General features: G+C 65.9%; 26 protein-coding genes. 1 reads left to right on the forward strand and 25 read right to left on the reverse strand.

All coding sequences use genetic code 11. From position 1 onward, the window contains the following. Positions 1 to 59 precede the first annotated feature (59 nt). The 25 genes from folC to sdhC all read right to left on the reverse strand — a co-directional run bounded on the left by folC (position 60) and on the right by sdhC (position 26,390). A complete protein-coding gene (folC, locus tag JTE92_RS24575; RefSeq protein ID WP_063238327.1) occupies positions 60 to 1,370 on the reverse strand; it encodes a bifunctional tetrahydrofolate synthase/dihydrofolate synthase in 1,311 nt (436 codons plus the stop codon). Between the two features lie 164 nt (positions 1,371 to 1,534). Beyond that, complete coding sequence (gene accD / locus JTE92_RS24580) at positions 1,535 to 2,407, reverse strand: acetyl-CoA carboxylase, carboxyltransferase subunit beta (RefSeq protein WP_063238328.1); 873 nt, start codon at positions 2,405 to 2,407, stop codon at positions 1,535 to 1,537. Positions 2,408 to 2,582: 175 nt separating this feature from the next. Next, positions 2,583 to 3,383: a tryptophan synthase subunit alpha gene (gene trpA, locus JTE92_RS24585; protein WP_063238329.1), complete on the reverse strand. Its 801-nt coding sequence runs from the start codon at positions 3,381 to 3,383 to the stop codon at positions 2,583 to 2,585. A 1-nt stretch (position 3,384) separates the two neighbouring features. Further along, positions 3,385 to 4,296: a DNA-methyltransferase gene (locus JTE92_RS24590; protein ID WP_063238330.1), complete on the reverse strand. Its 912-nt coding sequence runs from the start codon at positions 4,294 to 4,296 to the stop codon at positions 3,385 to 3,387. Beyond that, entirely contained in the window at positions 4,296 to 5,489 is a 1,194-nt protein-coding gene (gene trpB, locus JTE92_RS24595; protein ID WP_063238331.1) for a tryptophan synthase subunit beta, read from the reverse strand. Before trpB ends, JTE92_RS24590 begins: the two co-directional genes overlap by 1 nt. A gap of 124 nt (positions 5,490 to 5,613) precedes the next feature. After that, on the reverse strand, positions 5,614 to 6,336 hold the full coding sequence (locus tag JTE92_RS24600; protein ID WP_063238332.1) for a phosphoribosylanthranilate isomerase: 723 nt from the start codon (positions 6,334 to 6,336) through the stop codon (positions 5,614 to 5,616). Next, positions 6,323 to 7,141: a tRNA pseudouridine(38-40) synthase TruA gene (truA, locus tag JTE92_RS24605; protein ID WP_063238333.1), complete on the reverse strand. Its 819-nt coding sequence runs from the start codon at positions 7,139 to 7,141 to the stop codon at positions 6,323 to 6,325. Before truA ends, JTE92_RS24600 begins: the two co-directional genes overlap by 14 nt. 128 nt (positions 7,142 to 7,269) lie before the next feature. Beyond that, on the reverse strand, positions 7,270 to 10,131 hold the full coding sequence (locus JTE92_RS24610; protein WP_063238334.1) for a FimV/HubP family polar landmark protein: 2,862 nt from the start codon (positions 10,129 to 10,131) through the stop codon (positions 7,270 to 7,272). A gap of 286 nt (positions 10,132 to 10,417) precedes the next feature. Beyond that, positions 10,418 to 11,554 carry an aspartate-semialdehyde dehydrogenase gene (asd, locus tag JTE92_RS24615; protein ID WP_063238335.1) on the reverse strand — a complete coding sequence of 379 codons (1,137 nt, stop codon included), beginning with the start codon at positions 11,552 to 11,554 and terminating at the stop codon, positions 10,418 to 10,420. A 90-nt stretch (positions 11,555 to 11,644) separates the two neighbouring features. Continuing rightward, positions 11,645 to 11,776, reverse strand: coding sequence for a hypothetical protein (locus JTE92_RS30675; RefSeq protein ID WP_012353360.1), 132 nt, complete (start codon positions 11,774 to 11,776; stop codon positions 11,645 to 11,647). Between the two features lie 99 nt (positions 11,777 to 11,875). After that, the gene (gene leuB / locus JTE92_RS24620; RefSeq protein ID WP_063238336.1) at positions 11,876 to 12,943 is read right to left on the reverse strand and encodes a 3-isopropylmalate dehydrogenase; all 1,068 of its coding nucleotides are present in this window, start codon (positions 12,941 to 12,943) and stop codon (positions 11,876 to 11,878) included. 22 nt (positions 12,944 to 12,965) lie between these two features. Beyond that, a complete protein-coding gene (gene leuD / locus JTE92_RS24625; RefSeq protein ID WP_063238337.1) occupies positions 12,966 to 13,616 on the reverse strand; it encodes a 3-isopropylmalate dehydratase small subunit in 651 nt (216 codons plus the stop codon). Between the two features lie 10 nt (positions 13,617 to 13,626). After that, a complete protein-coding gene (locus JTE92_RS24630) occupies positions 13,627 to 13,758 on the reverse strand; it encodes an entericidin A/B family lipoprotein (RefSeq protein WP_063238338.1) in 132 nt (43 codons plus the stop codon). Positions 13,759 to 13,772: 14 nt separating this feature from the next. After that, positions 13,773 to 15,182 carry a 3-isopropylmalate dehydratase large subunit gene (leuC, locus tag JTE92_RS24635; protein WP_063238339.1) on the reverse strand — a complete coding sequence of 470 codons (1,410 nt, stop codon included), beginning with the start codon at positions 15,180 to 15,182 and terminating at the stop codon, positions 13,773 to 13,775. Between the two features lie 539 nt (positions 15,183 to 15,721). Beyond that, positions 15,722 to 16,423 carry an ABC transporter ATP-binding protein gene (locus JTE92_RS24640; protein WP_063238340.1) on the reverse strand — a complete coding sequence of 234 codons (702 nt, stop codon included), beginning with the start codon at positions 16,421 to 16,423 and terminating at the stop codon, positions 15,722 to 15,724. Beyond that, a complete protein-coding gene (gene livG, locus JTE92_RS24645) occupies positions 16,423 to 17,202 on the reverse strand; it encodes a high-affinity branched-chain amino acid ABC transporter ATP-binding protein LivG (protein ID WP_116386858.1) in 780 nt (259 codons plus the stop codon). The genes JTE92_RS24640 and livG overlap by 1 nt, the downstream gene beginning before the upstream one ends. Before the next feature lie 8 nt (positions 17,203 to 17,210). Continuing rightward, positions 17,211 to 18,470: a high-affinity branched-chain amino acid ABC transporter permease LivM gene (locus tag JTE92_RS24650; RefSeq protein WP_116386859.1), complete on the reverse strand. Its 1,260-nt coding sequence runs from the start codon at positions 18,468 to 18,470 to the stop codon at positions 17,211 to 17,213. A gap of 33 nt (positions 18,471 to 18,503) precedes the next feature. After that, positions 18,504 to 19,430: a high-affinity branched-chain amino acid ABC transporter permease LivH gene (livH, locus tag JTE92_RS24655; protein WP_063238343.1), complete on the reverse strand. Its 927-nt coding sequence runs from the start codon at positions 19,428 to 19,430 to the stop codon at positions 18,504 to 18,506. Positions 19,431 to 19,686: 256 nt separating this feature from the next. Then, positions 19,687 to 20,814, reverse strand: a complete 1,128-nt coding sequence (locus JTE92_RS24660) for a branched-chain amino acid ABC transporter substrate-binding protein (RefSeq protein WP_063238344.1) — start codon at positions 20,812 to 20,814, stop codon at positions 19,687 to 19,689. Positions 20,815 to 21,373: 559 nt separating this feature from the next. Continuing rightward, on the reverse strand, positions 21,374 to 22,675 hold the full coding sequence (gene gltA, locus JTE92_RS24665; protein ID WP_063238345.1) for a citrate synthase: 1,302 nt from the start codon (positions 22,673 to 22,675) through the stop codon (positions 21,374 to 21,376). A gap of 43 nt (positions 22,676 to 22,718) precedes the next feature. Continuing rightward, the gene (locus JTE92_RS24670; protein WP_063238346.1) at positions 22,719 to 23,006 is read right to left on the reverse strand and encodes an FAD assembly factor SdhE; all 288 of its coding nucleotides are present in this window, start codon (positions 23,004 to 23,006) and stop codon (positions 22,719 to 22,721) included. Positions 23,007 to 23,084: 78 nt separating this feature from the next. Next, positions 23,085 to 23,786: a succinate dehydrogenase iron-sulfur subunit gene (locus tag JTE92_RS24675; RefSeq protein ID WP_010814619.1), complete on the reverse strand. Its 702-nt coding sequence runs from the start codon at positions 23,784 to 23,786 to the stop codon at positions 23,085 to 23,087. A 34-nt stretch (positions 23,787 to 23,820) separates the two neighbouring features. Further along, the gene (gene sdhA / locus JTE92_RS24680; RefSeq protein WP_063238347.1) at positions 23,821 to 25,599 is read right to left on the reverse strand and encodes a succinate dehydrogenase flavoprotein subunit; all 1,779 of its coding nucleotides are present in this window, start codon (positions 25,597 to 25,599) and stop codon (positions 23,821 to 23,823) included. A gap of 3 nt (positions 25,600 to 25,602) precedes the next feature. Further along, the gene (gene sdhD / locus JTE92_RS24685; RefSeq protein ID WP_029049202.1) at positions 25,603 to 25,968 is read right to left on the reverse strand and encodes a succinate dehydrogenase, hydrophobic membrane anchor protein; all 366 of its coding nucleotides are present in this window, start codon (positions 25,966 to 25,968) and stop codon (positions 25,603 to 25,605) included. An 11-nt stretch (positions 25,969 to 25,979) separates the two neighbouring features. After that, the gene (gene sdhC, locus JTE92_RS24690; protein ID WP_012353373.1) at positions 25,980 to 26,390 is read right to left on the reverse strand and encodes a succinate dehydrogenase, cytochrome b556 subunit; all 411 of its coding nucleotides are present in this window, start codon (positions 26,388 to 26,390) and stop codon (positions 25,980 to 25,982) included. Between sdhC and JTE92_RS24695 the strand changes: the two genes are divergently transcribed. Then, positions 26,389 to 26,670, forward strand: coding sequence for a hypothetical protein (locus JTE92_RS24695; protein WP_147318574.1), 282 nt, complete (start codon positions 26,389 to 26,391; stop codon positions 26,668 to 26,670). The genes sdhC and JTE92_RS24695 overlap by 2 nt on opposite strands. Position 26,671: the final 1 nt, after the last annotated feature.

The raw sequence follows: 26,671 nt of genomic DNA on the forward strand, positions 1-26,671 counted from the left end.
TCGGTGCGACAGCCCCCTCAGGCAGGGGCCGGTCGTTGCGTTTGCCGCTCAGTGCCAGGTCAGTTGGCTTGCGTGGCCCGGTAGGCCATCACGCCGGCGACGGTATAGAACGATCCGAAGACCAGAATTCTATCATTCTCGGTCGCTCTCTCCATGGCGTCGCGGAACGCCGCCTCCGGACTGGAAAAGCAGGCGGCGGTAGCATCGGGGCCGGCGCGGAAACCGCCCCCCTCCAGCTTCGCCAGCACGTCGGCGGCGCTGGCGGCGCGCTCGGTCGGCAGGTCGCACAGGCACCAGTGGTCGACCTTGTCGGCCACGTGCTGCAGCACGCCGGCGATATCCTTGTCCTGCATCGCGCCGAACACCGCATAGGTGTAGCGGAAGAAGCCCATGTTCTCCAGGTTCTGCCCCAGCGTGGCGGCCGCGTGCGGATTATGCGCCACGTCCAGGATCACCGCGGGCCGTCCCGGCAGCACCTGGAAGCGCCCCGGCAGCTCGACGAACGCGAGCCCGTTGCGCACCTCCTGCGCGCTCACGGGCAGTTGCGGGCGCATGGCCTGCAGCGCGGCCAGCACGGCGGCGGCGTTCAGCAGCTGGTTGGCGCCGCGCAGCGCCGGGTAGCCCAGGCCGTTGAGCTTGCGCCCGCCGCCGCTCCAGTCCCATTGCTGGCGTTCCTGGCCCTTGGCCGCGTGGAAGTGAAAATCGCGGCCCACCAGCCACAGCTCGGCGCCGATGGCCTCGGCATGCGCCACCAGCGACTTGGGCGGCATCGGGTCGCCGCAGACCGCCGGCACGCCCGGGCGGAAGATGCCGGCCTTCTCGAAGCCGATTTCCTCGCGCGTGTTGCCCAGGTACTGGGTATGGTCGATATCGATGCTGGTGACGATGGCGCAGTGGGTATCGATCACATTGGTCGCATCCAGGCGGCCGCCCAGCCCGACTTCGAGAATGATCGCGTCCAGGCCGGAAGCGGCGAAGAAATGGATGATCGCCAGCGTGGTGAACTCGAAGTACGTCAGGCTGACCGGGTCGGCAAAGCTGTTGCGCGCGCGCTCCACCGCCTCGAAGTGCGGCAGCAGCTGCGCATCGGTCGCCATCTCGCCATTGAGGCGCGCACGCTCGTTGAACGAGATCAGGTGCGGCGAGGTATGGCAGCCCACCTTGTAGCCGGCTTCGAGCAGGATGCGCTCGAGCATGGCGCAGGTCGAGCCCTTGCCGTTGGTGCCGCCCACGGTGAAGACCGTGGCGTCGATGCGCAGCCCAAGGGCTTCCTTCACGCGTGTGATACGCGTCAGGCCCATGTCGATGCCCACGGGGTGGGCGGTTTCGAGATGGGCGAGCCATTCGGGGAGCGTGTGGAAGACAGGCATTTCAGGTGTGCGAGGGAAGCGTTTGAAGCGTTTGAAGCGTTTGAAGCGTTTGCTACCAGATTCGGGCAGGCGGGCGCAAAGTCAAGGGCCGGCGCCGCGGGCGTCCAGAAAAGGCGAAAGGCGCGTCAACCACCCGCGCCTTCAGACCAGCGATATTTGCGGCGTTATGCCACCGCGTCGGCCGGCTGCTTCTGCAGCAGCGCCAGCAGCTGCGCCAGTTCGGCGCGCATCTTGCGGCGGTCGACGATCATGTCGATGGCGCCCTTCTGCAGCAGGAACTCCGAGCGCTGGAAGCCTTCCGGCAGCTTCTCGCGCACGGTCTGCTCGATCACGCGCGGGCCGGCAAAGCCGATCAGCGCCTTCGGCTCGGCGATCACCACGTCGCCCAGGAAGGCGAACGAGGCCGACACGCCGCCCATGGTCGGGTCGGTCAGCACGCTGATAAACGGCAGCTTGCTCGCGCTCAGCTGGTTCAGCATGGCCGTAGTCTTGGCCATCTGCAGCAGCGACAGCAGGCTCTCCTGCATGCGCGCGCCGCCGGTGGCGGTAAAGCAGATGAACGGCACCTTCTGCTCGAGCGCGGCCTGCGCGCCGCGCACGAAGCGCTCGCCCACCACCGAGCCCATCGAGCCGCCCATGAACTCGAACTCGAAGCAGCTCGCCACCACCGGGATGGTGTGGATGGCACCGCCCATCACCACCATGGCGTCGGTCTCGCCGGTATCGTCCATGGCCGCCTTGATGCGGTCCGGGTACTTCTTCGAATCCTTGAACTTGAGCGCGTCGACCGGCACGATCTCCTGGCCGATCTCGTAGCGGCCTTCGGCGTCCAGCAGCGCGTCCAGGCGCTCACGCGCGTTGATGCGCATGTGGTGGTCGCATTTGGGGCAGACGTGCAGGTTGGCCTCGACGTCGGTCCGGTACAGGGTGGACTCGCACGACGGGCACTTGACCCACAACCCCTCCGGGATGCCCTTGCGGGTACGGGGGTCGGTCTGTTGAATCTTGGGGGGCAGGAGTTTATCCAACCAGCTCATGAAAGCTCCTTTCGGATAGCTGCGCGCCGCCGGCAAACCCTGTGTCAGGGCGAACTTCGGCAGGAGGCAGGGAATCAACCCGCGAATTTACCACGCCGGGCCGGTTACCTCGAAGCGCGGCGCGCTGATTGAGCACGTCACATCACTTCAGGAGGACTGCCAGGCCAGGTTTAGGTCACTTGGCGTCCAGCGCCTGGCGGATCTCCGCGATAAACGACTGCAGCGCCGCCACCGCCTGCTCGCGCGGCGTGTCTTCCAGCAACTGCACCAGGCGGCTGCCGATCACCACCGCGTCGGACACGCTGCCGATCGCGCGCGCGGTCTGCGCGTCGCGGATGCCGAAGCCCACGCCCACCGGCAGGTTGGCGTGCTGCCTGATCAGCGGCAGGCGCGACGCCACGCTGTCCAGATCGATCGACGCGGAACCGGTCACGCCCTTGAGCGAGACATAGTAAAGATAGCCGCTGGCGACCTTGGCCACGGCCTCGATGCGCGCATCGGTGGAGGTCGGCGCCAGCAGGAAGATCGGGTCCATGCCGTGGTCGCGCATCAGCCCGGCGAACGACTCGCACTCCTCGGGCGGATAGTCGACCACCAGCACGCCATCCACGCCGGCCGCGCTCGCGGCCCTGGCAAAGGCCTCTTCGCCCATGCGCTCGATCGGGTTGGCGTAGCCCATCAGCACCACCGGGGTCTCGGCATTGGCCTGGCGGAACTCGCGCACCCACTGCAGCACCTGGGTCAGCGACACGCCCTGCGCCAGCGCGCGCTCTGAGGCGCGCTGGATCACCGGGCCGTCGGCCATCGGGTCGGAGAACGGCACGCCCAGCTCGATCACGTCGGCGCCGCCCGCCACCAGCGCGTGCATCAGCGCCACGGTCAGGCCGGGCTCGGGATCGCCGGCGGTGATAAACGGAATCAGGCCCTTCTTCTGCTGCGCGGCCAGCGCCGCGAACGTCTTCTGGATACGGGACATATCAGGGAATCAGGTGAGGCCGCGGCGCCGGCGAGGCGTCGTCGTTGGCGGCGGCCGGGGTTGGGGTGACGTCAGGCTCGATCGCGGGCATGGCTTGCGCGGCCGCGGCCACGCGCCCGCACGCCACCTGCACGTACTCCGGGTTGATCTCGTAGCCAACAAAGCGGCGGCCGTGGCGCAGGCACGCCACCGCGGTGGTGCCGCTGCCCGCGAACGGGTCCAGCACCAGGCCGCCCGGCGGGCAACTCGACAGCACCATGCGCTCGACGATCTCCAGCGGCTTCTGCGTCGGGTGGTTGGCGCGCTCGGGATCCTGCCGGTGGATGCGCGAGATGCTCCACAGGTCCTTGGGGTTGTAGCCCACCTCCAGCCACTTCTTGCCCTCGAAGCGCGGGCGGCTGCGCGCCTTCTTGGTCTCGGGGTCGTACGGGATGCGGACCGGGTCGAGATCGAAGTAGTAGTCGCGCGCCCTGGCAAAGAAGCCGATGTTGTCGTGCACCGAAGAGAACTTGCGCGTGGTGCCGCCCATGCTGGGCACGCGGCGGTCCCAGATGATCTCGTTGATCATCGTCAGGCGCCGCTTGAGCATCACGAACAGCTCCGGCGAATACTGCCAGGTGCAGAACAGGTAGAGCGTGCCCTTGGGCGCAAGCTTGGGCACGACCGCGTCCATCCAGCGCTCGGACCAGTCCAGGTAGGCCTGGCCCGACAGCAGGTCGGAATCGTTGCCGTAGTCCTTGCCCAGGCCGTACGGCGGATCGGCCACGATCAGGTCGACCGAGCCGTCCGGCAGGCGGGCAATGCCCTCGAACATGTCTTCCTGGAACAATTGCAGCGGGGGGGCGCCGGACGCGCCAGGCAAGACGTCGGCCCCGCCAACGGCGAGGCCCTGGGGGTGAGGCAGCGCGCGCATCAGAGCTTGAGCCCCGCGCGCTCGGCCACGGTATGCATGTCCTTGTCGCCGCGTCCGGACAGGTTCACCAGCAGCAGCTTGTCCTTGGGCAGCGTCGGCGCCAGCTTGCAGGCGTAGGCGATCGCGTGGCTCGACTCCAGCGCCGGGATGATGCCCTCGATGCGGCAGCAGTCGTGGAAGGCCTTGAGCGCTTCCTCGTCGGTGATCGGCACGTACTGCGCGCGGCCGCTGTCCTTGAGCCAGGCATGCTCGGGGCCGACGCCGGGGTAGTCCAGGCCGGCCGACACCGAATGGGTCTCGATGATCTGGCCGTTGTCGTCCTGCAGCAGGTAGGTGCGGTTGCCGTGCAGCACGCCGGGCGTGCCGCCGGTCAGCGATGCGGCATGGCGGCCGGTGTCCAGCCCGTCGCCGGCGGCTTCGACGCCGATCAGCTGCACGTCCTGGTGCTCGATATACGGATAGAAGATGCCCATGGCATTGGAGCCGCCGCCCACGCAGGCGATCACGGCATCCGGCTGGCGGCCCGCCAGCTCCGGCATCTGCACCTTGGCTTCCTCGCCGATCACGCACTGGAAGTCGCGCACCATCATCGGGTACGGGTGCGGGCCGGCCACCGTGCCGATGATGTAGAAGGTGTTCTCGACGTTGGTGACCCAGTCGCGCATGGCTTCATTGAGCGCGTCCTTGAGCGTGCGCGAGCCGCTTTCCACCGGCACCACGGTGGCGCCCAGCAGCTTCATGCGGTAGACGTTGGCGGCCTGGCGCCTGACGTCCTCGGCGCCCATGTAGACCACGCACTCCATGCCGAAGCGGGCGGCGATGGTGGCCGTGGCCACGCCGTGCTGCCCCGCCCCGGTCTCGGCGATCACACGCGGCTTGCCCATGCGCTTGGCCAGCAGCGCCTGGCCGATGACGTTGTTGATCTTGTGCGCGCCGGTGTGGTTCAGGTCTTCGCGCTTGAAGTAGATCTGCGCGCCGCCGAGCGTCTCGCTCCAGCGCTGCGCGTGGTAGATCGGCGACGGGCGGCCGACGAAGTGCTTCAGCTCACGGCGGAATTCGGCATCGAACTCGGGATCCTTCTGGTAGTGCGCATAGGCTTCGCGCAGCTCGTCCAGCGCGTGGACCAGCGTCTCGGAAACGAAGGTGCCGCCATAGGGGCCGAAATGGCCACGGGAATCGGGCAGGTCGTACATGTCTAGGCTCTTCGGAACAGCGTCCTTGCCTCAGCCGGCAAGGGCGCGTAGTTGACTGGGGTGCGCGATGGCCGCCTTGAAGCGGCGGACACGGGGTGGGCAAGGGACCGGGCTTCGATCCGGCTCATCCGGCCTCGGCGCTGCGGACAGCGCGCACGAATTCGGCAATGCGGGCGTGGTCCTTCACGCCCTTGGCGGCCTCTACCCCGCTGCTGACGTCCACAGCGTAGGGCCGCACGCGTTCAATCGCGCCAGCGACGTTTTGCGCGTTCAACCCACCACTCAAAACGATGCGAGGAGCGCCGCTTGCGTTCGGGTTGCCGGTTGCCGGAACCGGAGGATTGGGCGGAAGCCATGCCGGAGGAATCAGGGTCCAGTCGAAGACGTGGCCGCCACCGCCGTAGCCTTCGACGAAGGCATCGAGCAGCAAGGCAGCGGCATCACGGTATTGGTCGGCAAATTCTACCAAATCAAGCCCCGCACGGACACGGGCGGCGCGCAGGAACGGCAGGCGGCAGCGCTGGGCGGCCTGGGTACAGAACTGCGGGGTTTCGTCGCCGTGCAGCTGCAGCAGCGTCAACGGCACACGCTCGGCCACGTGGGCGATGTCCTCCAGCTCGGCGTTGACGAACAGGCCCGTCACCGCGACGAAGGGCCCGGCGGCCTCGGCCAGTGCCGCGGCGCGCGCCACGTCGACATAGCGCGGGCTCTTCGGGTAGAACACCAGCCCGATCGCGTCGGCGCCGGCATCGACGGCAGCGCGCACGTCGTCCTCGCGGGTCAGGCCGCAGATCTTGATGCGGGTGCGCCGCGGCAGGTGCACCGCACTGCCCTCAGGCTGCGTCATCGAACACTCCATGGAACAGGCTCGCGGACGGGTCGGCCGCGGGGATCGGGTAAGCATCAGGATACTTGACCCCGACCAGGTAGAGGCCATCCGGCATGAATGTGGGCGCTGCCAGCTTGCGGTCGCGCCCGGCCAGCACCTGCGCCAGCCACTGCGGCGGATAGCGGCGCCGGCCCACCGCCACCAGGCAGCCCATCAGGTTGCGCACCATATGGTGCAGGAAGGCGCTGGCGCGGAAGCGCAGGAACACCCAGTTGCCGTCGTCGCGGATCGTGACGTCGTACAGGGTCTTGACCGGCGACTTGGCCTGGCATTCGGCGGCGCGGAAAGCGGAAAAGTCGTGCTCGCCGACCAGATACGCCGCGGCTTCGCGCATGGTGTCCACGTCGAGCCGTTGTCCGGGCGGCAGCATCTGGTAGCCGGCGCGGCCATGCACCATTGGCACCCGGTGCGGACCGGTGTAGAGCGCGTAGTAATACATGCGCTCGTACGCCAGGAAGCGGGCATGGAAGCCTTCGTCGACCGGCAGCGCCCACTGCAGCGCGATCGACGGCGGCAGGAAGGCATTGACGCCGCGCACCCAGGAGAAGGGCTCGCGTTCCAGCCCGGTATCCAGGTGGATGACCTGCCCCAGCGCATGCACGCCGGTATCGGTGCGCCCCGCCACGGTGGTCAGCAGGCGCACGCCGGCGAAGCGCTCGATGGCGTCTTCCAGGTGATCCTGCACGGTATTGCGGTGTGGCTGCGACTGCCAGCCGGAAAAGGCGGCGCCGTCGTAGTGCAGGCCAAGTGCGATGCGGTTCATGTCAGGGGAAAAAGCATGGCGGCGAGCAGGCAATGCGCGCCGGAAAAGCAAATGCGCCGGAAGGGACGCTTCCGGCGCATCGCTTCATGCCGCGGCAACGCGTGCCGCGGCGGAGCGTCAATGATAGCTCAGGCCACTTCCAGCAGCAGCGAGCGGGCCTCGGCCTGCAGCGGGTCCTGCGACTGCTCGACCACTTCCTGCAGCAGCTCGCGCGCCCCTTCCTTGTCGCCGATCTCGATATAGGCGCGTGCCAGGTCGAGCTTGATCTGCATGTCGCGCCCCCCGTCGACGCCATCGACCGACAGCGTGCTGGGCGAAACGCCGCGGGCCGTATCGGGATTGGTTTCGTCCGCTACTCGCGACAGGTCGATCGGCTCGGCCAGCTTGCCGTCGCGCAGCAGGGTCGTCGCAGGCAGCGGCGCGAAAGCTTCGTCCGCCGCGGCCGGCGAGCCACCGGTGGCCGACGCAGCACTGCCCAGGTCCAGCGACAGGCCCGACATGTCGAACTCCAGCGGACGCGAGCGGGTCGGCGTATCCAGGCGCGGCACGTCGTGCGCTTGCCCATCCCCATCATCGGCCAGCGGGTCGGCCAGCGGATCGCCGGCGCGGCCCGGGAAATCCAGGTGCAGTCCGCCGTCCAGGCGCACAGCCGGCTCGGTCGGGTCCGAATCCGCACCGAACACCATGGCCGCCGACGCCGGCGCCACGATCGGGTCGCCCGCCGCGGGCGCCGGGAACGCGTCCAGCGGCAACGCCAGGTCGCCCAGCGAGGGCTCCAGGCGCGGGATCGAAGCCGGATCCTGCGACGGGTCCTGCGTGCGCCACTGGTCCGTCGCGGGCGAGGCCGTGTCCGGACCCGCCGCCTCCGGCGTCACCACCAGGTACATCGCGTTGCCCGGCTCGAGCGCACGCCCCATTTCTGCTGCCTTCAGCCATTCCGCACTGTGTCCGCCGGTCTGGGCGAACATTTCTTCTGCTATCACGCGGAAACCTTCCACATCCTGTCTGTTGCTGTAAATCTCCAGGAGCTTGAGCCGCACCGGCTGCTGCTCCGGGTTTTTCTCCAGGGCTTCGCGCAGGATTTCCTCCGCCTGCACATCGCGCCCGTAGGCGATATAGACCTCGGCCTCGGCAATCGGGTCGACCTCGTTGGCTTCCGGCGTGTTGTTGCCGATGCGGAAGTCGGCGCCGAACACGCTGTGCTGCGAGGTGTCGACACTCTGGCCGCCGGCGGCGCCGAACAGCGAATTGGCGCCGGCCATCACCGTGCTTTCCTGCGACAGGATGCTGTCGCCGAAGCCGGTCGCCTCGCCCTGCTTCTGCTGCTGGCGGCGGCGATAGATCGCGTAGACACCGAGCAGCGCCACCACCAGGCCGCCGCCGGGTAGCAGCATCGGGTTGGCCAGCAGGCCGTCAAGGAACGACGGCTCCTGCACCGGTGCAGGCGCTGCCACCGCAGGCGGCGCCGGCTTGGCTGCCGGGGCCGATGCCGGCGCGGCAACCGCTGCAGCAGCCTGCGGTGCCGAAGCCGCGGCGGCTGCCAGCGCCGGCGCCGCTGTAGCGGGTGCAACGGCGGCACTGGCGGCATCGGGCACTGCGGTGGCGGCACCCGCAACTGCTGCCGCTGCTGCCGGTTCCGCGGCACCCGCCTTCGGGGCCTCGGCAGTCACCACGTTCGGTGCGGCGGCTTCAGGCCTGGCCACCGCGGCCGCCTTTTCCTTTTCCTTGTCGGCCAGCGCAGCCTGGCTGGACTGGCTCAGCTTGGCGATCTCGGCGTTCTTCAGCTCGAGCAGCTTCTGCATGTCGCCGATATTCTTTTCCAGCTGCGCCAGGCGCGCCTCGGCTTCCTTGACCTGGCGCTCGCGCGCGACGTTGGCTTCGGCCTTGGCGGCAGCATCGGCCTGCGCACCCCGCTCGGCCTTGCTCAGCTTCAGTTCGTCGCGCGGGCCATCGGTCGGGGCCGCCTGTTCCTGCACGCGCGCCGTCACGTTGCCGGACTGCTGCCGGCCGCTGTCGGGCTCGACCGACCTGGCCGCGGCGGCACTCGCCAGGCGGCTGCGATAGGCGTCGAAGCCCTGCGTGCGCGCGACCACCTCGCGGCGCGCGGCCTTGGGCGTGACGGACTGCGCCTGTTGCTGGGTCGGCACCTGCAGCACCGCGCCGCTGCGCAGCCGGTTCATGTTGCCGCCGATAAAGGCGTTGGGATTGTTGCGGTAGAGCGCGACCAGCATCTGGTCCAGCGACACCGATTCGGCGCTCTGCACGGCTTCGCCGGCGATCCCGTACAGCGTATCGCCGCGCTTGACGGTATAGCCACCGCCGGGCGCCACGTCGGCGCTGGCTGCGGGCGCCGCTGGCGGCGCCCGCCTGGCCTGCCGAGCGGGGCGCACGGGCGCTGCCGGACGGGCGGACTCGGCGGCGGGCGCAGCTTCCTGTGCGGCCGCTTGCGGCGCCGCGGCAGCCGCGGCCTGTGGCACGGCGGCGGGCGAGGCGTCGGGCGTTGCCGCCTGCACCACCGTCGACGGCGAGTAGGTCTCGTTGGAAGGCTTGGCCCCGGCGGGGTCAAGCAGGAAGGTGTAGGCGCGCGAAACCTTGCCGCTGGCCCAGCTCATGTCGACCAGGATGTCGACGAACGGCTCGCTGATCGGCTGCGTCGAACGGACCTTGGCGACATAGCTGCCGTTGGGACGGCGCTCGATCTCCAGGCGCAGCGAGCTGACCGCAGGCTGGTAGGTCAGCCCCGCCGCGGCATACGCCCCCGGCGACGCCAGCCTGACGTTCAGCCCGGAGGCCTCTTCGGGCGTGACCCCGCTGATGTCGATCTCAGCCTGCAGCGGCTGCCCCAGATTCGACTGAACCCGCAATTGCCCGAACCCCGCGGCATATGCGGCCGGCTGCGCAAGCAGCAGGCCCAGTGCCGTGACGGCCAGCGTTGACCAGCGCTGACGGGCAGTAGGCGCATCTTTCCGGCGATGTTGGCTCACACTCACCTTATGCTCCGTTATGTTTTAGTAGCGACATACATCGACAAACCGACCCCATAGACAGGTCCGGCAGGCTGGCGGGGCATTCTGGCTGCACCCCTTGACCAGCCGGCGCGCAGGCGCCGATCCCTGCGGACCGGGGCGCATGCCGGCGTATTGTGACGCATCGCCCGGAAAAATAGGCGCCCGGATACAACAACGCCGCGCGTGGGCGCGGCGTTGTCGGCAAAGCGGTCGTTTCTGTTGCCTGGCTGCAACGGACGCAACCAGGCACCCCGCTATCAGCCACCCATCAGGATTCGATCAGGATACGCAGCATGCGGCGCAGCGGCTCGGCCGCGCCCCACAGCAGCTGGTCGCCGACCGTGAAGGCCGACAGGTACTCGCCGCCCATCTGCATCTTGCGCAGGCGGCCGACCGGGATCGTCAGCGTGCCGGTCACGGCCGCCGGGGTCAGGCCGGTCATGCTGGCTTCACGCGTATTCGGCACCACCTTGGCCCACGGGTTGTGGGCGGCCAGCATGCCTTCGATCTCGTCCAGCGGCACATCCTTGCGCAGCTTGATGGTCAGCGCCTGCGAATGGCAGCGCATCGCGCCGATGCGAACGCACAGGCCGTCGACGGCGATCGGCGTGGCGCCGGTCGCACCCAGGAAGCCCTCGCCTCGGCCCAGGATCTTGTTGGTCTCGGCGCCGCCCTTCCACTCTTCCTTGGACTGGCCGTTGCCCAGGTCCTTGTCAATCCAGGGGATCAGGTTGCCGGCCAGCGGCACGCCGAACTGCTTGGTTTCCTCGGCGGACAGGCCGTGCTGGGTCGCCAGGATCTGACGGTCGATTTCCAGGATGGCCGACGCCGGGTCATCCAGCAGCGGCTTGACCGAGGCGTTCAGCGTGCCGAACTGCGTCAGCAACTCGCGCATGTGCTGGGCGCCGCCGCCCGAAGCGGCCTGGTAGGTCATCGAGGTCATCCATTCGACCATGTCGGCCTGGAACAGGCCACCCAGGCCGATCAGCATACAGCTGACCGTGCAGTTGCCGCCGATGAAATTCTTGACGCCCTTGGACAGCGCGTCCTTGATCACACCCTGGTTGACCGGATCCAGCACGATGATGGCATCGTCCTTCATCCGCAGCGACGAGGCCGCGTCGATCCAGTAGCCCTTCCAGCCCGCCTCGCGCAGCTTGGGGAAGACCTCGTTGGTGTAGTCGCCGCCCTGGGCGGTCAGCACCACGTCGCACTTCTTCAGTGCCTCGATGTCGTTGGCATCCTTGAGCGTGGTTTCGTTCTTGGCCATGGCGGGCGCCTTGCCGCCGGCGTTGGACGTGCTGAAGAAGACGGGCTCGATGTGGTCGAAATCACGCTCTTCCTGCATGCGTTGCATCAGGACGCTGCCGACCATTCCCCGCCAACCGACGAGACCTACAATCATGATTTACCTCGGATGTGATTTTTACTTCCCCGCCATTTTCCTCGCCCGGCGTGGCTGCGCGGGGAAGACGGGCAGGCACGACGAACGGATCTAGGCGATCGCGGTTTTAATAATGGTTTTAATCGTCGTTGCGGTCTGGCCGAGCGAAATCGTGCCGACCGGGCCGCGGGTGGCGGTCAGGGCGACAACAGCAGTCAGGGTGGACTGGGAAAATCGGGCCATTCGCAGAGTCTACACGATTTTGCGGCGCTGCCGCAGCGTGCAAATTGGGGACAAATAAAACGAGGGCACCGCGCTGGCCGGTGCCCTTTTGCGTGTGACTTACAGTGCCGCCAGCACGGCTTCACCCATCTCGCGGGTGCCAACCTGCTTGCAGCCCGGCGTCAGGATGTCGCCGGTGCGGTAGCCCTGGGCCAGCACCTTTTTGACGGCGTTCTCGATGCGGTCGGCCTGCTCGGCGCGGTTCAGCGAGTAGCGCAGCATCATCGCCGCCGACAGGATGGTGGCCAGCGGATTGGCCACGCCCTTGCCGGCGATATCCGGCGCCGAGCCGTGCGAAGGCTCGTACAGGCCCTTGTTGTTCGCATCCAGCGACGCCGACGGCAGCATGCCGATCGAGCCGGTCAGCATGGCGGCCTCGTCCGACAGGATGTCGCCGAACATATTGCCGGTGACGATCACGTCGAAGCTCTTGGGCGCCTTGACCAGCTGCATGGCGGCGTTGTCGACGTACATGTGCGACAGCTCGACTTCCGGGTATTCCTTGCTGACATCGATCACGATGTCCTTCCAGAACTGGAAGGTCTCGAGCACGTTGGCTTTGTCGACGCTGCACAGCTTCTTGCCGCGCTTGGCCGCGGCCTGGAACGCCACGTGCGCGATGCGGCGGATTTCCGGTTCGCTGTAGCGCATGGTGTCAAAGGCTTCGCGCGCACCCTTGAACAGGCCGTCCGGCGCTTCGCGCAGGCCGCGCGGCTGGCCGAAGTAGATGTCGCCGTTCAGTTCGCGCACGATCAGGATGTCGAGGCCGGCCACCAGCTCGGGCTTCAGGCTCGAGGCGCCGGTCAGCTCCGGGTAGCAGATCGCCGGACGGAAGTTGGCGAACAGCTGCAGGTGCTTGCGCAGGCCCAGGATGGCCTGTTCCGGGCGCAGCGCGCGCTCCAGGCTGTCGTACTTCCAGTCGCCCACGGCGCCGAACAGGATGGCGTCGGCCTCCTTGGCCAGCTTCAGCGTGTTCTCCGGCAGCGGATGGCCTTCGGCCTCGTAGCCGGCGCCGCCCACCGGGGCGGTTTCCAGTTCGAACTTCTCGTCGAGCGCGTTCAGGACCTTGACGGCCTCTGCAACGATTTCGGGACCGATGCCGTCACCCGGCAGGACTGCGATCTTCATTGTTGTCTTCCCTCGTAGAGTCTTATCCGACCAGGCGGTTGTTCAGCCACGGCATCTTCGCCACGCGCTCGGCCTCGTAGGCCTTGATCTTGTCGGCATGGCGCAGGGTCAGGCCGATATCGTCGAAGCCGTTCAGCATGCAGTACTTGCGGAACGGGGCGATGTCGAACTCGTAGCCCTGGCCCGACGGCGTGAGCACCACCTGCTTGTCGAGGTCGATGGTCAGCTGGTAGCCGTTGAACGCGTTGGTCTCGTTAAACAGGTGGTCAACCTGCTGCTCGCTCAGCACCACCGGCAGCAAGCCGTTCTTGTAGCAGTTGTTGAAGAAGATATCGGCAAAGCTGGGCGCGATCACAGCGCGGAAGCCGTACTGCGTCAGCGCCCACGGCGCATGCTCGCGCGAGCTGCCGCAGCCGAAGTTGCGGCGCGCCAGCAGGATCGACGCGCCCTGGTAGCGCGGCTGGTTCAGCACGAAGTCCGGATTCAGCGGACGCTTGCTGTTGTCCATGCCGGGCTCGCCAACGTCCTTGTAGCGCCACTCGTCGAACAGGTTGGGGCCGAAGCCGGTGCGCTGGATCGACTTCAGGAACTGCTTCGGGATGATGGCGTCGGTGTCGACGTTTTCGCGGTCGAGGGGAGCCACGAGGCCGCTGTGTACGGTGAACTTGTCCATGTGTCTTTCCTTACTTCTTGGCCGCGCGCTCGAGCGAGCTGCCGGCGGCCTGCGTGTCCTTGCCCAGGCCGGCCATGGCGTTGCAGCCAGCCAGCTGCAGCATGCCCAGGCATGCCAGCCATGCGATCAGGGTCCTTTTCATCTGCCGCGCTCCGCTCAGCCCAGCTTGCGGATGTCGACGAAATGGCCTTCGATGGCGGCAGCCGCTGCCATCGCCGGGCTCACCAGGTGGGTACGGCCACCGGCGCCCTGGCGGCCTTCGAAGTTGCGGTTCGAGGTCGACGCGCAGCGCTCGCCCGGATCGAGGCGGTCGGCATTCATGGCCAGGCACATCGAGCAGCCCGGCTCGCGCCATTCAAAGCCGGCGGCCTTGAAGATCTTGTCCAGCCCTTCGCGCTCGGCCTGCTCCTTGACCAGCCCCGAACCCGGCACCACCATCGCCAGCTTCACGTTCGAGGCGACCTTGCGGCCCAGCTTCTGCACCACCCAGGCGGCGGCGCGCATGTCCTCGATGCGGCTGTTGGTGCACGAGCCGATGAAGACCTTGTCGATATTGATGCTCTCGACCGGCACGTTGGGCTGCAGGCCCATGTATTCCAGCGCGCGCTCCATGGCGTTGCGCTTGGTCTGGTCCTTTTCCTTCTCGGGATCCGGCACGCGGTCTTCGATGCTGATGACCATTTCCGGCGAGGTGCCCCAGGTCACCTGCGGGCGAATCTCTTCGGCACGCAGCTCGACCACCTGGTCGAACTTGGCGCCGGCATCCGAATGCAGCGTGCGCCAGTAGGCCACGGCCTGCTCCCACTCCACGCCCTGCGGCGCGTACGGGCGGCCCTTGACGTATTCCAGCGTGACATCGTCCACCGCCACCAGGCCGGCGCGCGCGCCCGCCTCGATGGCCATGTTGCAGACGGTCATGCGGCCTTCCATGGTCAGGTCGCGGATGGCCGAGCCGGCGAACTCGATGGTGTAGCCAGTGCCGCCGGCGGTGCCGATCTCGCCGATGATGGCCAGCACGATGTCCTTGGCGGTGCAGCCGCGCGGCAGCTTGCCTTCCACCTTGACCAGCATGTTCTTTGCCTTCTTGCCCAGCAGCGTCTGCGTGGCCAGCACGTGCTCGACTTCCGAGGTGCCGATGCCATGCGCCAGCGCGCCGAAGGCGCCGTGCGTGCTGGTATGCGAGTCGCCGCACACCACCGTCATGCCCGGCAGCGTTGCGCCCTGCTCCGGCCCGATCACGTGCACGATGCCCTGGCGGTGGTCGGTCATCTTGAACTGGGTGATGCCGAAGCTGTCGCAGTTGGCGTCCAGCGTATCGACCTGCAGCTTCGACACCGGGTCGGCAATGCCCTGGCTGCGGTCGGTGGTCGGCACGTTGTGGTCCGACACGGCCAGGTTGGCGCTGATGCGCCATACCGGACGCTGCGCCATCTTCAGGCCCTCGAACGCCTGCGGGCTGGTCACTTCATGCAGCAGGTGGCGGTCGATGTAGAGCAGCGTGGTGCCGTCTTCCTCGACGTGGACGGTGTGGTCATCCCAGAGTTTGTCGTAGAGCGTCTTGGCCATGATGCGATGGCGGGCCGAATGACCGATCCTTGGCAGGAGAAGTCCGCGGTGACCGCGCAGTAGTTTGCAGGGGTTTTTGTTCGCTTCGGTCGCGGCGGCGAACACCGGCGTCGATAGCGACCAATCGCGATGATCGCGCCGGAAGCCGCCTGAAGCGAGCGTTATTTCAAGCGTTGCTGCAATGCTTGACTTGGCAATCGATTATGCCACAGGGGGTATGGGGATCAGCGGCCTGGGCGGCCCGGATGGCGGTGTGATTGGCGAAAGGGGGCTTTCGCGGATGGCGAAAAGGCTCGCCTGCTTGCTTCGATGCCGGCAGCAAGCTCCCCTCTCCCGCTTGCTGTATGGACCGGGGGTGAGGGCAGGCGCTTGCCGAAGCCGCCGCGCTGTATAAAACCGTTGGCCTCGCTTTTTGTGGTTCCTTGCTAGCCCAACCCTCTCCCCATGAGGAGAGGGAGAACACCTTGCTTAGGCTAGCTCGGGCGCCCGGGCGCACCCAAAACCACCCTCTTCTTCCCTGGGTTTTGGGGGCGCGTTCGTCAGCCACCGAGGTATGCAGCCTTGATCCGGTCGTTGGCCAGCAGGTTTGCGCCGGTATCGGCCAGCACCACCTTGCCGGTCTCCAGCACATAGCCCCGATCCGCGACCTGCAGCGCCTTGTTGGCGTTCTGCTCGACCAGGAACACGGTGACGCCCTCGTCACGAATGGTCCGGATGATGTCGAAGATCTGCGCGATGATCAGCGGCGCGAGGCCGAGCGTGGGTTCATCCAGCAGCAGCAAGCGCGGCCGGCTCATCAGCGCGCGGCCGATCGCCAGCATCTGCTGCTCGCCGCCCGACATGGTGCCGGCACGCTGGCCGGCGCGCTGGTTCAGGCGCGGGAACAGCTTGAAGACGTGCTCGATGCCTGCCTCGATCTCGTCGCGCTTGGCAAAGAAGCCGCCCATCTTCAGGTTTTCCAGCACCGTCAGGCTCGGGAACACGCGCCGGCCCTCGGGCGAGATCGCGAGCCCCAACCGCATGATCTCGTGCGTCGAGCGATTGGTGATGTCCTTTCCCTCGAACAGCACGCGCCCGCTCGAGGCGCGCGGCGTGCCGCACACGGTCATCATCAGCGTCGTCTTGCCGGCGCCATTGCTGCCGATCAGGGTGACGATCTCCCCCTTGTTGACTTCGATCGATACGCCCGACAGCGCCTCGACGGCGCCGTAGTGGGTATGGACCTGTTCCAGCTTCAGCATCAGTCCTCTCCCAGGTAGGCCTTGATCACGCGCGGGTCGTTGCGCACTTCCTCAGGCTTGCCGATCACGATCGGCTTGCCGTGCTCCATCACCAGGATGCGGTCCGACACGCCCATCACCAGGCTCATGTCGTGCTCGATCAGCAGCACGGCAATGCCGAACTCGCGCCGCAGCTGGTCGATCAGCTGCTGCAGTTCTACCTTCTCCTGCGGGTTCAGGCCGGCGGCGGGCTCGTCCAGCATCAGCAGGCGCGGCCTGGTGATCATGCAGCGCGCGATCTCCAGCCGGCGCTGGTGGCCGTACGACAGCGTACCGGCCTCGCGGTTGGCAACCTTGGTCAGGCCCATCCGCTCCAGCCAGAGCGCGGCGCGCTCCAGCGCCTCGCGCTCGGCACGGCGATAGGCCGGGGTGGCAAACAAGCCGCGCAGGATGCCGGACTGCACCTGCAGGTGTTGTGCTACCAGCAGGTTCTCCACCACCGTCAGCGACTTGAACAGGCGGATGTTCTGGAAGGTCCGCACCAGGCCCTGCCGCGCCACCTTGTGGCTGGGCAGGCCGGCGATGGCGTGGCCGTCCAGCGTGACCTCGCCCGCGGTCGGCTTGTAGAAGCCGCCGACGCAGTTGAACACCGTGGTCTTGCCGGCGCCGTTGGGGCCGATGATGGCGAAGACCTCGTCCCTGCGGACATCGAAATCGATGCCGTCCACGGCCAGCAGGCCGCCGAAGCGCATCTGCAGGCCGGATACCTTCAGCAACTCGGCTTGTTGCAAATCAGTCATCGGCGCATTCATCGGGGAAGCTCCACGTGGGGACGGCTCGCGGGCAGCAGGCCCTGCGGACGCCACATCATCATCAGCACCATCACCAGGCCGAAGATCAGCATGCGATATTCGGCAAAGTCGCGCGCCACCTCGGGCAGCACCGTCAGCAGGATCGCCGCCAGGATCACGCCCAGCTGCGAGCCCATGCCGCCCAGCACCACCACGGCCAGCACCAGCGCCGATTCGATGAAGGTGAACGATTCCGGATTGACCAGGCCCTGGCGCGCGGCGAAGAACGCGCCGCCAAGACCGGCGAACGAGGCGCCCAGCGTGAACGCCGACAGCTTGATGCGGGTCGGGTTGAGCCCGAGAGAACGGCAGGCGATCTCGTCCTCGCGCAGTGCCTCCCATGCGCGGCCCATCGGCATGCGGATCAGGCGGCTGGTCACGAACAGCGTGAAGCCGACCAGCAGCAGCGCGATCAGGTAGAGGAAGATCACCATGTGCTGGCTGGCATAATCCAGGCCGATCAGTTCGTGGAACGTGCGCGCCCCCTCGACGCTGGCGCTGCGCGCCATCTCGAAGCCGAATACGCTGGGCTTGGGGATGCCCGAGACGCCGTCGGGGCCGCCAGTCAGGCTGGTCAGGTTGTTCAGCAGCAGGCGGATGATCTCGCCGAAGCCGAGCGTGACGATCGCCAGGTAGTCGCCACGCAGGCGCAGCACCGGAAAGCCGAGCAGGAAACCAAAGCCCGCTGACAGCGCCGCCGCGATCGGCAGGCACTCCCAGAACGACAGGCCGAAGTACTGGTTCAGCAGCGCGTAGGTATAGCCGCCCACGGCATAGAAGCCGACATAGCCCAGGTCGAGCAGGCCGGCATAGCCCACCACGATATTCAGCCCGAGGCCCAGGATCACGTAGATCAGCGCCAGCGTGGCCACGTCGACGGCGCCGCGCGAGCCGAAGAACGGCCACACCAGCCCCACCGCCAGCAGCACCCACACCGCCACGCGCTGCTGCTGCGCGCCCAGCTCCGGCAGCGCCGGCAGGCGCACCGCGCTGCCCGCGCGCGACAGCATCGGCTTGAACAACTGGAACAGGAATACCGCCGCCACGGCAATCCATACCGGACGCCAGTGCGGCTCGAGCACGACCTTGTAGCCTTCCAGCCTGAGCTGCAGGCCAAGGATGGGAATGGTCAGGATCGCCGTCATCACGGCCGCCGTGATCGCGTTCTTCAGTGACTGGCCCGGCGTGGCGCCGCGCACTATCTGCCCGGCGGGCATCGCAGAAACTTGGTTGGTCATGGTCTCGCCCCCTTACACCTTTTCGACATCGGGCTTGCCCAGCAGCCCGGTCGGACGGAACAGCAGCACCAGCACCAGCAGGCTGAATGCGACCACGTCCTTGTATTCGGCCGGCATGTAGCCCGAGGCGAAGGTTTCCGCCAGGCCCAGCAGCACGCCGCCGAGCATCGCGCCCGGAATGCTGCCGATGCCGCCCAGCACCGCCGCGGTAAAGGCCTTGATGCCGGCGATAAAGCCGATAAAGGGATTGAGCTTGCCAATGCTCAGCCCGATCAGCACGCCGCCGACGGCGGCCAGCATCGCGCCCAGCACGAAGGTGAACGAGATCACCTTGTTGGTGTCGATGCCGAGCAGGTTGGCCATGCGCATGTCTTCAGCGCAAGCGCGGCAGGCGCGGCCCATGCGCGAACGGCCGATGAACAGCGTCAGCGCGATCATCATCACCAGCGTCACGCCCACGATCAGCAGGCGCGAATACGGCATGGTCACGGTGAAGTCGCCGCCCATCTGGAACTCGATGGCGCCGGAGAGCAGCACCGGCACGGACACGTCGCGCGCGCCCTGCCCGATCTGGACATAGTTCTGCAGGAAGATCGACATGCCGATGGCGGAGATCAGCGGCACCAGCCGCGGACCGCCGCGCAAGGGACGGTATGCCACCCGCTCGACCGCAAAGCCGTAGACGCCGGTGACCAGCACCGAGACCAGCAAGGCGGCGCCCAGCACCAGCGGCAGGGGGTAGCCTGCCTGGGCACCGATCGCGGTGAGCGTGACCAGGCCGACATAGGCACCGATCATGTAAATCTCGCCGTGCGCGAAATTGATCATGCCGATGATGCCGTAGACCATTGTGTAGCCGATGGCGATCAGCGCATAGATCGCACCCAGCGTCAGGCCGTTGACCAGCTGCTGGGTGAACTGTGGAAGGAATTCATTCATTGGGGGAAGCCTCGTAGGCGCCGGAACTGGCCTCGGCGGGGATGCGCCAAAACCATTCGAACTTGCCAAAGCAAGGTGTTCTCCCTCTCCCCTCATGGGGAGAGGGCCGGGGTGAGGGGTGGACTAGCAAGGAACCACGTCAAGCAAGGCCAATGGTGTTAACCCACCGGCCCCAGCCCTTGACCCGCCCGCCCTCACCCCCTGCCCCTCTCCCGCAAGCGGGAGAGGGGAGCACCCCGTCGGGCATGGAAATGCCTTAGTTGGCGGCGGTCTTGCTGGCGTCCTTGTGCCAGGTGTAGACCACGAACTTGAAGGACTTCAGGTCGCCCTTGTCGTCGTACTCGACCTTGCCGATCGGGGTGGTGAAGGCGCTCTTGTGCATGTACGCCGCAACCTTGGCCGGGTCGGTGCTCTTGGCGCCGGCGATGGCGTCGCCGATGATCTTGACGGCGGCATAGGACGGCATCTGGAACGGACCGTTGGCGTCACGCTTCTTGTCGGCAAACGCCTTGACCAGGCCCGCGTTGGCCGGGTCGGCCGAGAAGTCGGCCGGCAGCGTCACCAGCATGCCCTCCGACGACGGGCCGGCGATCGCGGTCACGTCCTTGTTGCCCACGCCCTCGGGGCCCATGAAGGTCGCCTTCACGCCCTGCTCGCGCGCCTGGCGCAGCAGCAGGCCCATTTCCGGGTGGTAGCCGCCGAAGTAGACGAAATCCACGCCCTGCGACTTCAGCTTGGTGATGACGGCGGAGTAGTCCGAATCGCCGGCGTTGATGCCTTCGAACACGGCCACCGGGATCTTGGCCGCTTCCAGGTCCTTCTTCACCGAGCTGGCGATGCCCTGGCCGTACGACTGCTTGTCATGCAGCACGGCGACCTTCTTCGGCTTGACCTTGCCGACGATGTACTGGGCGGCAGCCGGGCCCTGCTGGTCGTCACGGCCGATGGTGCGGAAGATGAACTTGCGCTTTTTGGTCTCGGTCAGCTGCGGCGCCGTGGCCGACGGCGTGACCATCACGATGCCTTCGTTCTCGTAGATGTCCGAGGCGGGAATGGTCGAGCCCGAGCACACATGGCCGATCACGTACTTGATGTTCTGGCTGACGATCTTGTTGGCCACCGCGACGGCCTGCTTCGGTTCGCAGGCGTCGTCCATCATCACCACTTCGAACTTGTTGCCGCCGGCGCCGCCGGCCGCGTTGATCTGTTCGATGGCGGTCAGCGCACCGGCCTTGACCATGTCGCCGTACTGCGCCACCGAGCCGCTCATCGGGCCGGCAATGGCGATCTTCACGGTTTCGGCGTTGGCGGCGGCGCCAAAGGTGGCCAGCATGGCGGCCAGCGAAATGGTCGTGATACGGGACGTAAGACGGGACAGCGTCATCAGGAGCTCCTCGATTTATGTTTGGGTCAACCGGGCAGAAACGGTATGACCTGCGCAATCGAACAACACCCGCGGACTACAGAGATCGGAGCGACAGAAAAGCGGCCCGAAATGCGGAAGACGGGCCTGCGGAAAAGCTCAAGGGATGCGGGGCCCGGCATGTGTCAGTCCCGCTGTGGTATGGGGACCAAGGTTCGGAAAGACAACGTTTGATGCGTTCTCTATTGCGCAAGCGATTCGCCTGCCCCGCTTGCCGCACCGCATGCCGGAGGGATGGCCCGGCTGCCGTCGGCAAAGCAGCCCGCATTATAGGGTCAAAACTCCTGCGGTACGCGACAATCGCACAATAAATGCGGAATCCCATGGGGAAAACGCGACACAATTTTCCACAAATTGCGCCCCGGACCATTCAAGGTGCAATTTCCTGCCCTTGCCGGCGTTGCATCGCACAACGCACGCCCGGCACCAAGACAAACGCCCCGGCGGGCCGGGGCGTTTGCAATTGCTGCACTGCGCAGCGGATCGGATGCGCTTGCGCTTAGCGCTTAGCGTTTAGCGTTTAGCGCTTGGCCACGTCCGGCACGTCGCGGGTGGCGGCGCCGACGAACAGCTGGCGCGGACGGCCGATCTTGTATTCCGGATCGGTGATCATCTCTTCCCACTGCGAGATCCAGCCCGGGGTGCGGGCCAGCGCGAAGATGCAGGTGAACAGCGACGTCGGGATGCCCAGCGCGCGCTGGACGATGCCCGAGTAGAAGTCGACGTTCGGGTACAGCTTGCGGCTGACGAAGTACTCGTCTTCCAGCGCGATCTTTTCCAGTTCCATGGCCAGCTTGAACAGCGGGTCGTTGTGCAGGCCCAGCTCGTTCAGCACTTCATGGCAGGTTTCGCGCATCAGCTTGGCGCGCGGATCGTAGTTCTTGTACACGCGGTGGCCGAAGCCCATCAGGCGCACGCCCGAGTTCTTGTCCTTGACCTGCTTGATGAACTCGTTGATGTTGTCGACGCTGCCGATCTCTTCCAGCATCTTCAGCGCGGCTTCGTTGGCGCCGCCGTGGGCCGGGCCCCACAGGCAGGCCACGCCTGCGGCGATCGCTGCGAACGGGTTGGTGCCCGACGAACCGGCCAGGCGCACGGTCGACGTCGAGGCGTTCTGCTCGTGGTCGGCGTGCAGGATGAAGATGCGGTCCAGCGCACGCTCGAGCACCGGGTTCACGGTGTACGGGGCGCACGGCGTAGCGAACATCATGCGCATGAAGTTGCCCGAGTAGGACAGGTCGTTCTGCGGGTAGATGTACGGCTGGCCGATGTTGTACTTGTACGCCATGGCGACCAGGGTCGGCATCTTGGCGATCAGGCGGATGGCCGAGATCTCGCGCTGGTGCGGATCGTCGATGTCCATCGCGTCGTGGTAGAACGCGCTCATGGCGCCGACCATGCCGGTCAGGACAGCCATCGGGTGCGCGTCACGGCGGAAACCGCGCATGAAGAACTGCATCTGCTCGTGGACCATCGTGTGGTTCATCACGTGGCCGACGAATTCTTCCTTCTGCTTGGCGTTGGGCAGTTCGCCCTTGAGCAGCAGGTAGCAGGTCTCGAGGTGGTCGCACTTCTGCGCCAGCTGCTCGATCGGGTAGCCGCGATACAGCAGCTCGCCCTTGTCGCCGTCGATATAGGTGATCTTGGAATTGCACGAAGCCGTCGACATGAAACCGGGGTCGTACGTGAACTTACCGGTTTGTCCGTACAGCTTGCGAATGTCGATCACGTCCGGGCCAACGGTGCCCGTATAAATCGGCAGCTCAACGCTGGGGGAACCATCGGAGAACGATAGCGTGGCTTTCACATCGGACGGCGTCATGTCGGATCCTTCAAATGCTGTGAATAATAATGTTGACCAAAACTCAGACCGTACGCAGCAGGTTCACTACGCGCTGCATCGGGGGCGTGTCGAGCTCACCGTCCAGTTCCTTGCGGGCAAGGAGCAGGTCCATCAACTCGTTGTCGCTGAGCTCGAACAGCTGGCTCAGCGAAGCCACATCCTCGTCGGACAGGCTCTCCTCGTAACGGTTGAAAAAACGTTCGACGATGATGTCGTTCTCCAGGAGGCCGCGGCGGGCACGCCAGCGCAACCTTGCGCGCTTGTGCGGATCGGCCTGGTGGGAGAAGGTATTGGCAGGACTCTCAGTCATGGCTTCCTACTTTCGGCGCGCCCGCCAGATATAGCCGCTCTGGCTGACGCGCCGCTTACTGCTTAGACAGCCGCAGGATCACACCGCGCGGCGGACCATCAGCTCCTTGATCTTGCCGATGGCCTTGGTCGGGTTCAGACCCTTCGGGCACACGTCGACGCAGTTCATGATGCTGTGGCAGCGGAACAGGCGGTACGGGTCGTTCAGGTTGTCCAGGCGCTCATTGGTGGCCTGGTCGCGGCTGTCCGCGATGAAGCGGTAAGCCTGCAGCAGCCCGGCCGGGCCGACGAATTTGTCCGGGTTCCACCAGAACGACGGGCACGACGTCGAGCAGCTGGCGCAGAGAATGCACTCGTACAGGCCATCCAGCTCGTCGCGCTCTTCCGGCGACTGCAGGCGCTCTTTCTCGGGCGGCGGCTCGTCGTTGATCAGGAACGGCTTGATCGAGTTGTACTGCTTGAAGAAGTTCGTCATGTCGACGATCAGGTCGCGCACCACCGGCAGGCCGGGCAGCGGACGCAGCACGATGCGGTCCGGCAGCTCGCGCATGTTGGTCAGGCAGGCCAGGCCGTTCTTGCCGTTGATGTTCATCGCGTCCGAGCCGCACACGCCTTCACGGCACGAACGGCGGAACGAGATGGTCTCGTCCAGCTTCTTCAGCTTGACCAGCGCGTCCAGCAGCATGCGCTCGTGACCATCAAGCTCGACCTCGTAGGTCTGCATGCGCGGCGCCGCGTCCTTGTCCGGATCGTAGCGGTAGACTTCGAAAATACGCTTCATTTCTGTGGGTCCTGTTTTCTCTACGATGCGGTGCTCAGAAGGTACGTGCCTTCGGCGGCACGCTTTCAGCCGTCAGCGGCTGCATCTTCACCGGCTTGTAGTCGAGGCGGTTGCCTTCGCTGTAGAACAGCGTGTGCTTCAGCCAGTTCTCGTCGTCTCGGTTGGGGAAATCGCTGTGTGCGTGGGCACCGCGCGATTCCTTGCGGGCGGCCGCCGAGATCATGGTGGCCTTGGCCACTTCCACCAGGTTGGCCACTTCCAGGGCTTCCACCAGCGCGGTGTTGAAGACCTTGGACTTGTCCTTCAGGTGGATGTTGCTGGCGCGCTCGGACACTTCCAGGATGCGCTCGACGCCTTCGTCCATCAGCTTCTGCGTGCGGAACACGCCGGCATGCGACTGCATGTTGCGGCGGATGTCGTTGGCGACGTCCTGGGTGTACTCGCCCGACGACGAGTTCTGCAGCTTGGCCAGGCGCGACAGCGCGCGGTCGGCGGCATCGGCCGGCAGCGGCTTGTGTTCCTTCTCTTTCAGGTTCTGCGCGACGATGTGGTTGCCGGCGGCACGGCCGAACACCACCAGGTCCAGCAGCGAGTTGGTGCCCAGGCGGTTGGCGCCGTGCACCGACACGCACGAGCACTCGCCGATCGCGTAGAAACCGTTGACGACTTCGTTCGGGTTGCCGTTCTTCGGCACCACGACCTGGCCGTGATAGTTCGTCGGGATGCCGCCCATCTGGTAGTGGATGGTCGGGACCACGGGGATCGGTTCCTTGATCGCGTCGACGTTGGCGAACTTCATGCCGATTTCGCGGATCGACGGCAGGCGCTTCATGATGGTCTCGGCGCCGACGTGGGTCAGGTCGAGCAGCACGTAGTCGCCGTTCGGGCCACAGCCGCGGCCTTCCTTGATTTCCTGGTCCATCGAGCGCGAGACGAAATCGCGCGGCGCCAGGTCCTTCAGCGTCGGGGCATAGCGCTCCATGAAGCGCTCGCCGTCCTTGTTGCGCAGGATACCGCCCTCGCCGCGCACGCCTTCGGTGATCAGCACGCCCGCGCCGGCCACGCCGGTCGGGTGGAACTGCCAGAACTCCATGTCTTCCAGCGGCACGCCTGCGCGTGCGGCCATGCCCAGGCCGTCACCGGTGTTGATGAAGGCGTTGGTGGAAGCGGCATAGATACGGCCGGCGCCGCCGGTCGCGAACAGCGTGGTCTTGGCCTCGAGGATGTAGACCTCGCCGGTTTCCATTTCCAGCGCGGTCACGCCCAGCACGTCGCCGTCCTGGTCGCGGATCAGGTCCAGCGCCATCCATTCGACGAAGAAGTGGGTCTTGGCGCGCACGTTGCGCTGGTACAGCGTGTGCAGCAGCGCGTGGCCGGTACGGTCGGCCGCGGCGCAGGCGCGCTGCACGGGCTTCTCGCCGTAGTTGGCGGTGTGGCCGCCGAACGGACGCTGGTAGATGGTGCCGTCGGGGTTGCGGTCGAACGGCATGCCGAAGTGTTCGAGCTCGTACACGACCTTCGGGGCTTCACGGCACATGAACTCGATGGCGTCCTGGTCACCCAGCCAGTCCGAGCCCTTGATGGTGTCGTAGAAGTGATAGTGCCAGTTGTCCTCGCTCATGTTGCCCAGCGAAGCACCGATGCCGCCCTGCGCCGCCACGGTGTGCGAGCGGGTCGGGAACACCTTGGACAGCACGGCCACGTTCAGGCCGGCTTCCGCGAGCTGGAGGGATGCGCGCATCCCGGCGCCGCCAGCACCGACGATGACCACGTCAAAGCGGCGACGCGGCAATCCAGTCTTGACTGCGACCATTTATTACACCCTCCAGAGAATCTGAGCAGCGTAGCCCGCGCAACCGACGAGCCACAGAATCGTAAGAACTTGCAGCACGAGGCGCACCGCCATCGGCTTCACATAGTCCATCCAGATGTCGCGCACGCCGATCCAGGCGTGATACAGCAGCGACAGGATGGTCAGGAACGTGATGATCTTCATCCACTGGTTGGCGAAGAGCCCTGCCCACGCTTCGTACGAAGCGCCGTTCGACAGCAGGAAGGCAATGGCCAGGATCACGGTGAAGACCACCATGATCACGGCCGTGACGCGTTGCGCGAGCCAGTCTTTCAGGCCGTAGTGGGCACCGACGACAAGACGCTTGGGACCGATATTGTTATTTGCCACCTTGATTCTCCTCAGAACAGGCCGAACAGCTTCAGGCCGAAAATCAGGGTAAGCAGCAGGCTGACAACCAGCACGCTGATGGCAGACTTAGCCGAAGCGGGCTTGGAGACACCGACGTGCACATCCAGCAGCAGGAAGCGGATACCAGCGCAGAAGTGATGCAGATAACCCCAGATCAGGGCCAGCACAACCAGCTTGACAAAGCCACCGGACAGAAGGGCCGAGAACTTTGCGAAGCTCAGTTCGGAGGTGATGCTCTGCTCAAACAGATACAGGACGAAGGGAAGGAGGAGGAACATCAACGCACCGCTCACGCGATGCAGGATGGATACCTTGCCGGCCCAGGGCAACCGGTATTTCGCGATCTGCGAGATACCGATATTCCGGAACTCCGGCCTGGCTTGTTTGACGGCTTCAGCCATGCGAGACCCCATTAGCGGTAAACAAAGAAACGAAACTGCCATTGCCTGCATGCAGCGGGATGCACTGAGGCAAATCCACAAGATTTTAGCGCCTTTGTTGCGCGCTGCACCAATAATTTTCAGCTATCGCGCAACAACATGCGCCGCCCGACAATCGCACACCATGCACATGACATGGCAATTGCCACGCAACATTCACTTGCGCTGCGCAACAGCCCGCATCACCCTCACAAAAGCCGCAATAATCGCCGCCGGCGTGGGGATCATGCCGGCGCCATGAC

Origin of the sequence: Cupriavidus oxalaticus (assembly GCF_016894385.1) — a bacterium.
GTDB classification, from domain to species: Bacteria; Pseudomonadota; Gammaproteobacteria; order Burkholderiales; family Burkholderiaceae; genus Cupriavidus; species Cupriavidus oxalaticus.

Coding starts and splice junctions, on each gene's coding strand:
- folC (WP_063238327.1), bottom strand. CDS start 1,370: ATGCCTGTCTTCCACACGCTCCCCGAATGGCTCGCCCATCTCGAAACC.
- accD (WP_063238328.1), bottom strand. CDS start 2,407: ATGAGCTGGTTGGATAAACTCCTGCCCCCCAAGATTCAACAGACCGAC.
- trpA (WP_063238329.1), bottom strand. CDS start 3,383: ATGTCCCGTATCCAGAAGACGTTCGCGGCGCTGGCCGCGCAGCAGAAG.
- JTE92_RS24590 (WP_063238330.1), bottom strand. CDS start 4,296: ATGCGCGCGCTGCCTCACCCCCAGGGCCTCGCCGTTGGCGGGGCCGAC.
- trpB (WP_063238331.1), bottom strand. CDS start 5,489: ATGTACGACCTGCCCGATTCCCGTGGCCATTTCGGCCCCTATGGCGGC.
- JTE92_RS24600 (WP_063238332.1), bottom strand. CDS start 6,336: ATGACGCAGCCTGAGGGCAGTGCGGTGCACCTGCCGCGGCGCACCCGC.
- truA (WP_063238333.1), bottom strand. CDS start 7,141: ATGAACCGCATCGCACTTGGCCTGCACTACGACGGCGCCGCCTTTTCC.
- asd (WP_063238335.1), bottom strand. CDS start 11,554: ATGATTGTAGGTCTCGTCGGTTGGCGGGGAATGGTCGGCAGCGTCCTG.
- JTE92_RS30675 (WP_012353360.1), bottom strand. CDS start 11,776: ATGGCCCGATTTTCCCAGTCCACCCTGACTGCTGTTGTCGCCCTGACC.
- leuB (WP_063238336.1), bottom strand. CDS start 12,943: ATGAAGATCGCAGTCCTGCCGGGTGACGGCATCGGTCCCGAAATCGTT.
- leuD (WP_063238337.1), bottom strand. CDS start 13,616: ATGGACAAGTTCACCGTACACAGCGGCCTCGTGGCTCCCCTCGACCGC.
- JTE92_RS24630 (WP_063238338.1), bottom strand. CDS start 13,758: ATGAAAAGGACCCTGATCGCATGGCTGGCATGCCTGGGCATGCTGCAG.
- leuC (WP_063238339.1), bottom strand. CDS start 15,182: ATGGCCAAGACGCTCTACGACAAACTCTGGGATGACCACACCGTCCAC.
- JTE92_RS24640 (WP_063238340.1), bottom strand. CDS start 16,423: ATGCTGAAGCTGGAACAGGTCCATACCCACTACGGCGCCGTCGAGGCG.
- livG (WP_116386858.1), bottom strand. CDS start 17,202: ATGACTGATTTGCAACAAGCCGAGTTGCTGAAGGTATCCGGCCTGCAG.
- JTE92_RS24650 (WP_116386859.1), bottom strand. CDS start 18,470: ATGCCCGCCGGGCAGATAGTGCGCGGCGCCACGCCGGGCCAGTCACTG.
- livH (WP_063238343.1), bottom strand. CDS start 19,430: ATGAATGAATTCCTTCCACAGTTCACCCAGCAGCTGGTCAACGGCCTG.
- JTE92_RS24660 (WP_063238344.1), bottom strand. CDS start 20,814: ATGACGCTGTCCCGTCTTACGTCCCGTATCACGACCATTTCGCTGGCC.
- gltA (WP_063238345.1), bottom strand. CDS start 22,675: ATGACGCCGTCCGATGTGAAAGCCACGCTATCGTTCTCCGATGGTTCC.
- JTE92_RS24670 (WP_063238346.1), bottom strand. CDS start 23,006: ATGACTGAGAGTCCTGCCAATACCTTCTCCCACCAGGCCGATCCGCAC.
- JTE92_RS24675 (WP_010814619.1), bottom strand. CDS start 23,786: ATGAAGCGTATTTTCGAAGTCTACCGCTACGATCCGGACAAGGACGCG.
- sdhA (WP_063238347.1), bottom strand. CDS start 25,599: ATGGTCGCAGTCAAGACTGGATTGCCGCGTCGCCGCTTTGACGTGGTC.
- JTE92_RS24695 (WP_147318574.1), top strand. CDS start 26,389: ATGCGAGACCCCATTAGCGGTAAACAAAGAAACGAAACTGCCATTGCC.
- sdhC (WP_012353373.1), bottom strand. CDS start 26,390: ATGGCTGAAGCCGTCAAACAAGCCAGGCCGGAGTTCCGGAATATCGGT.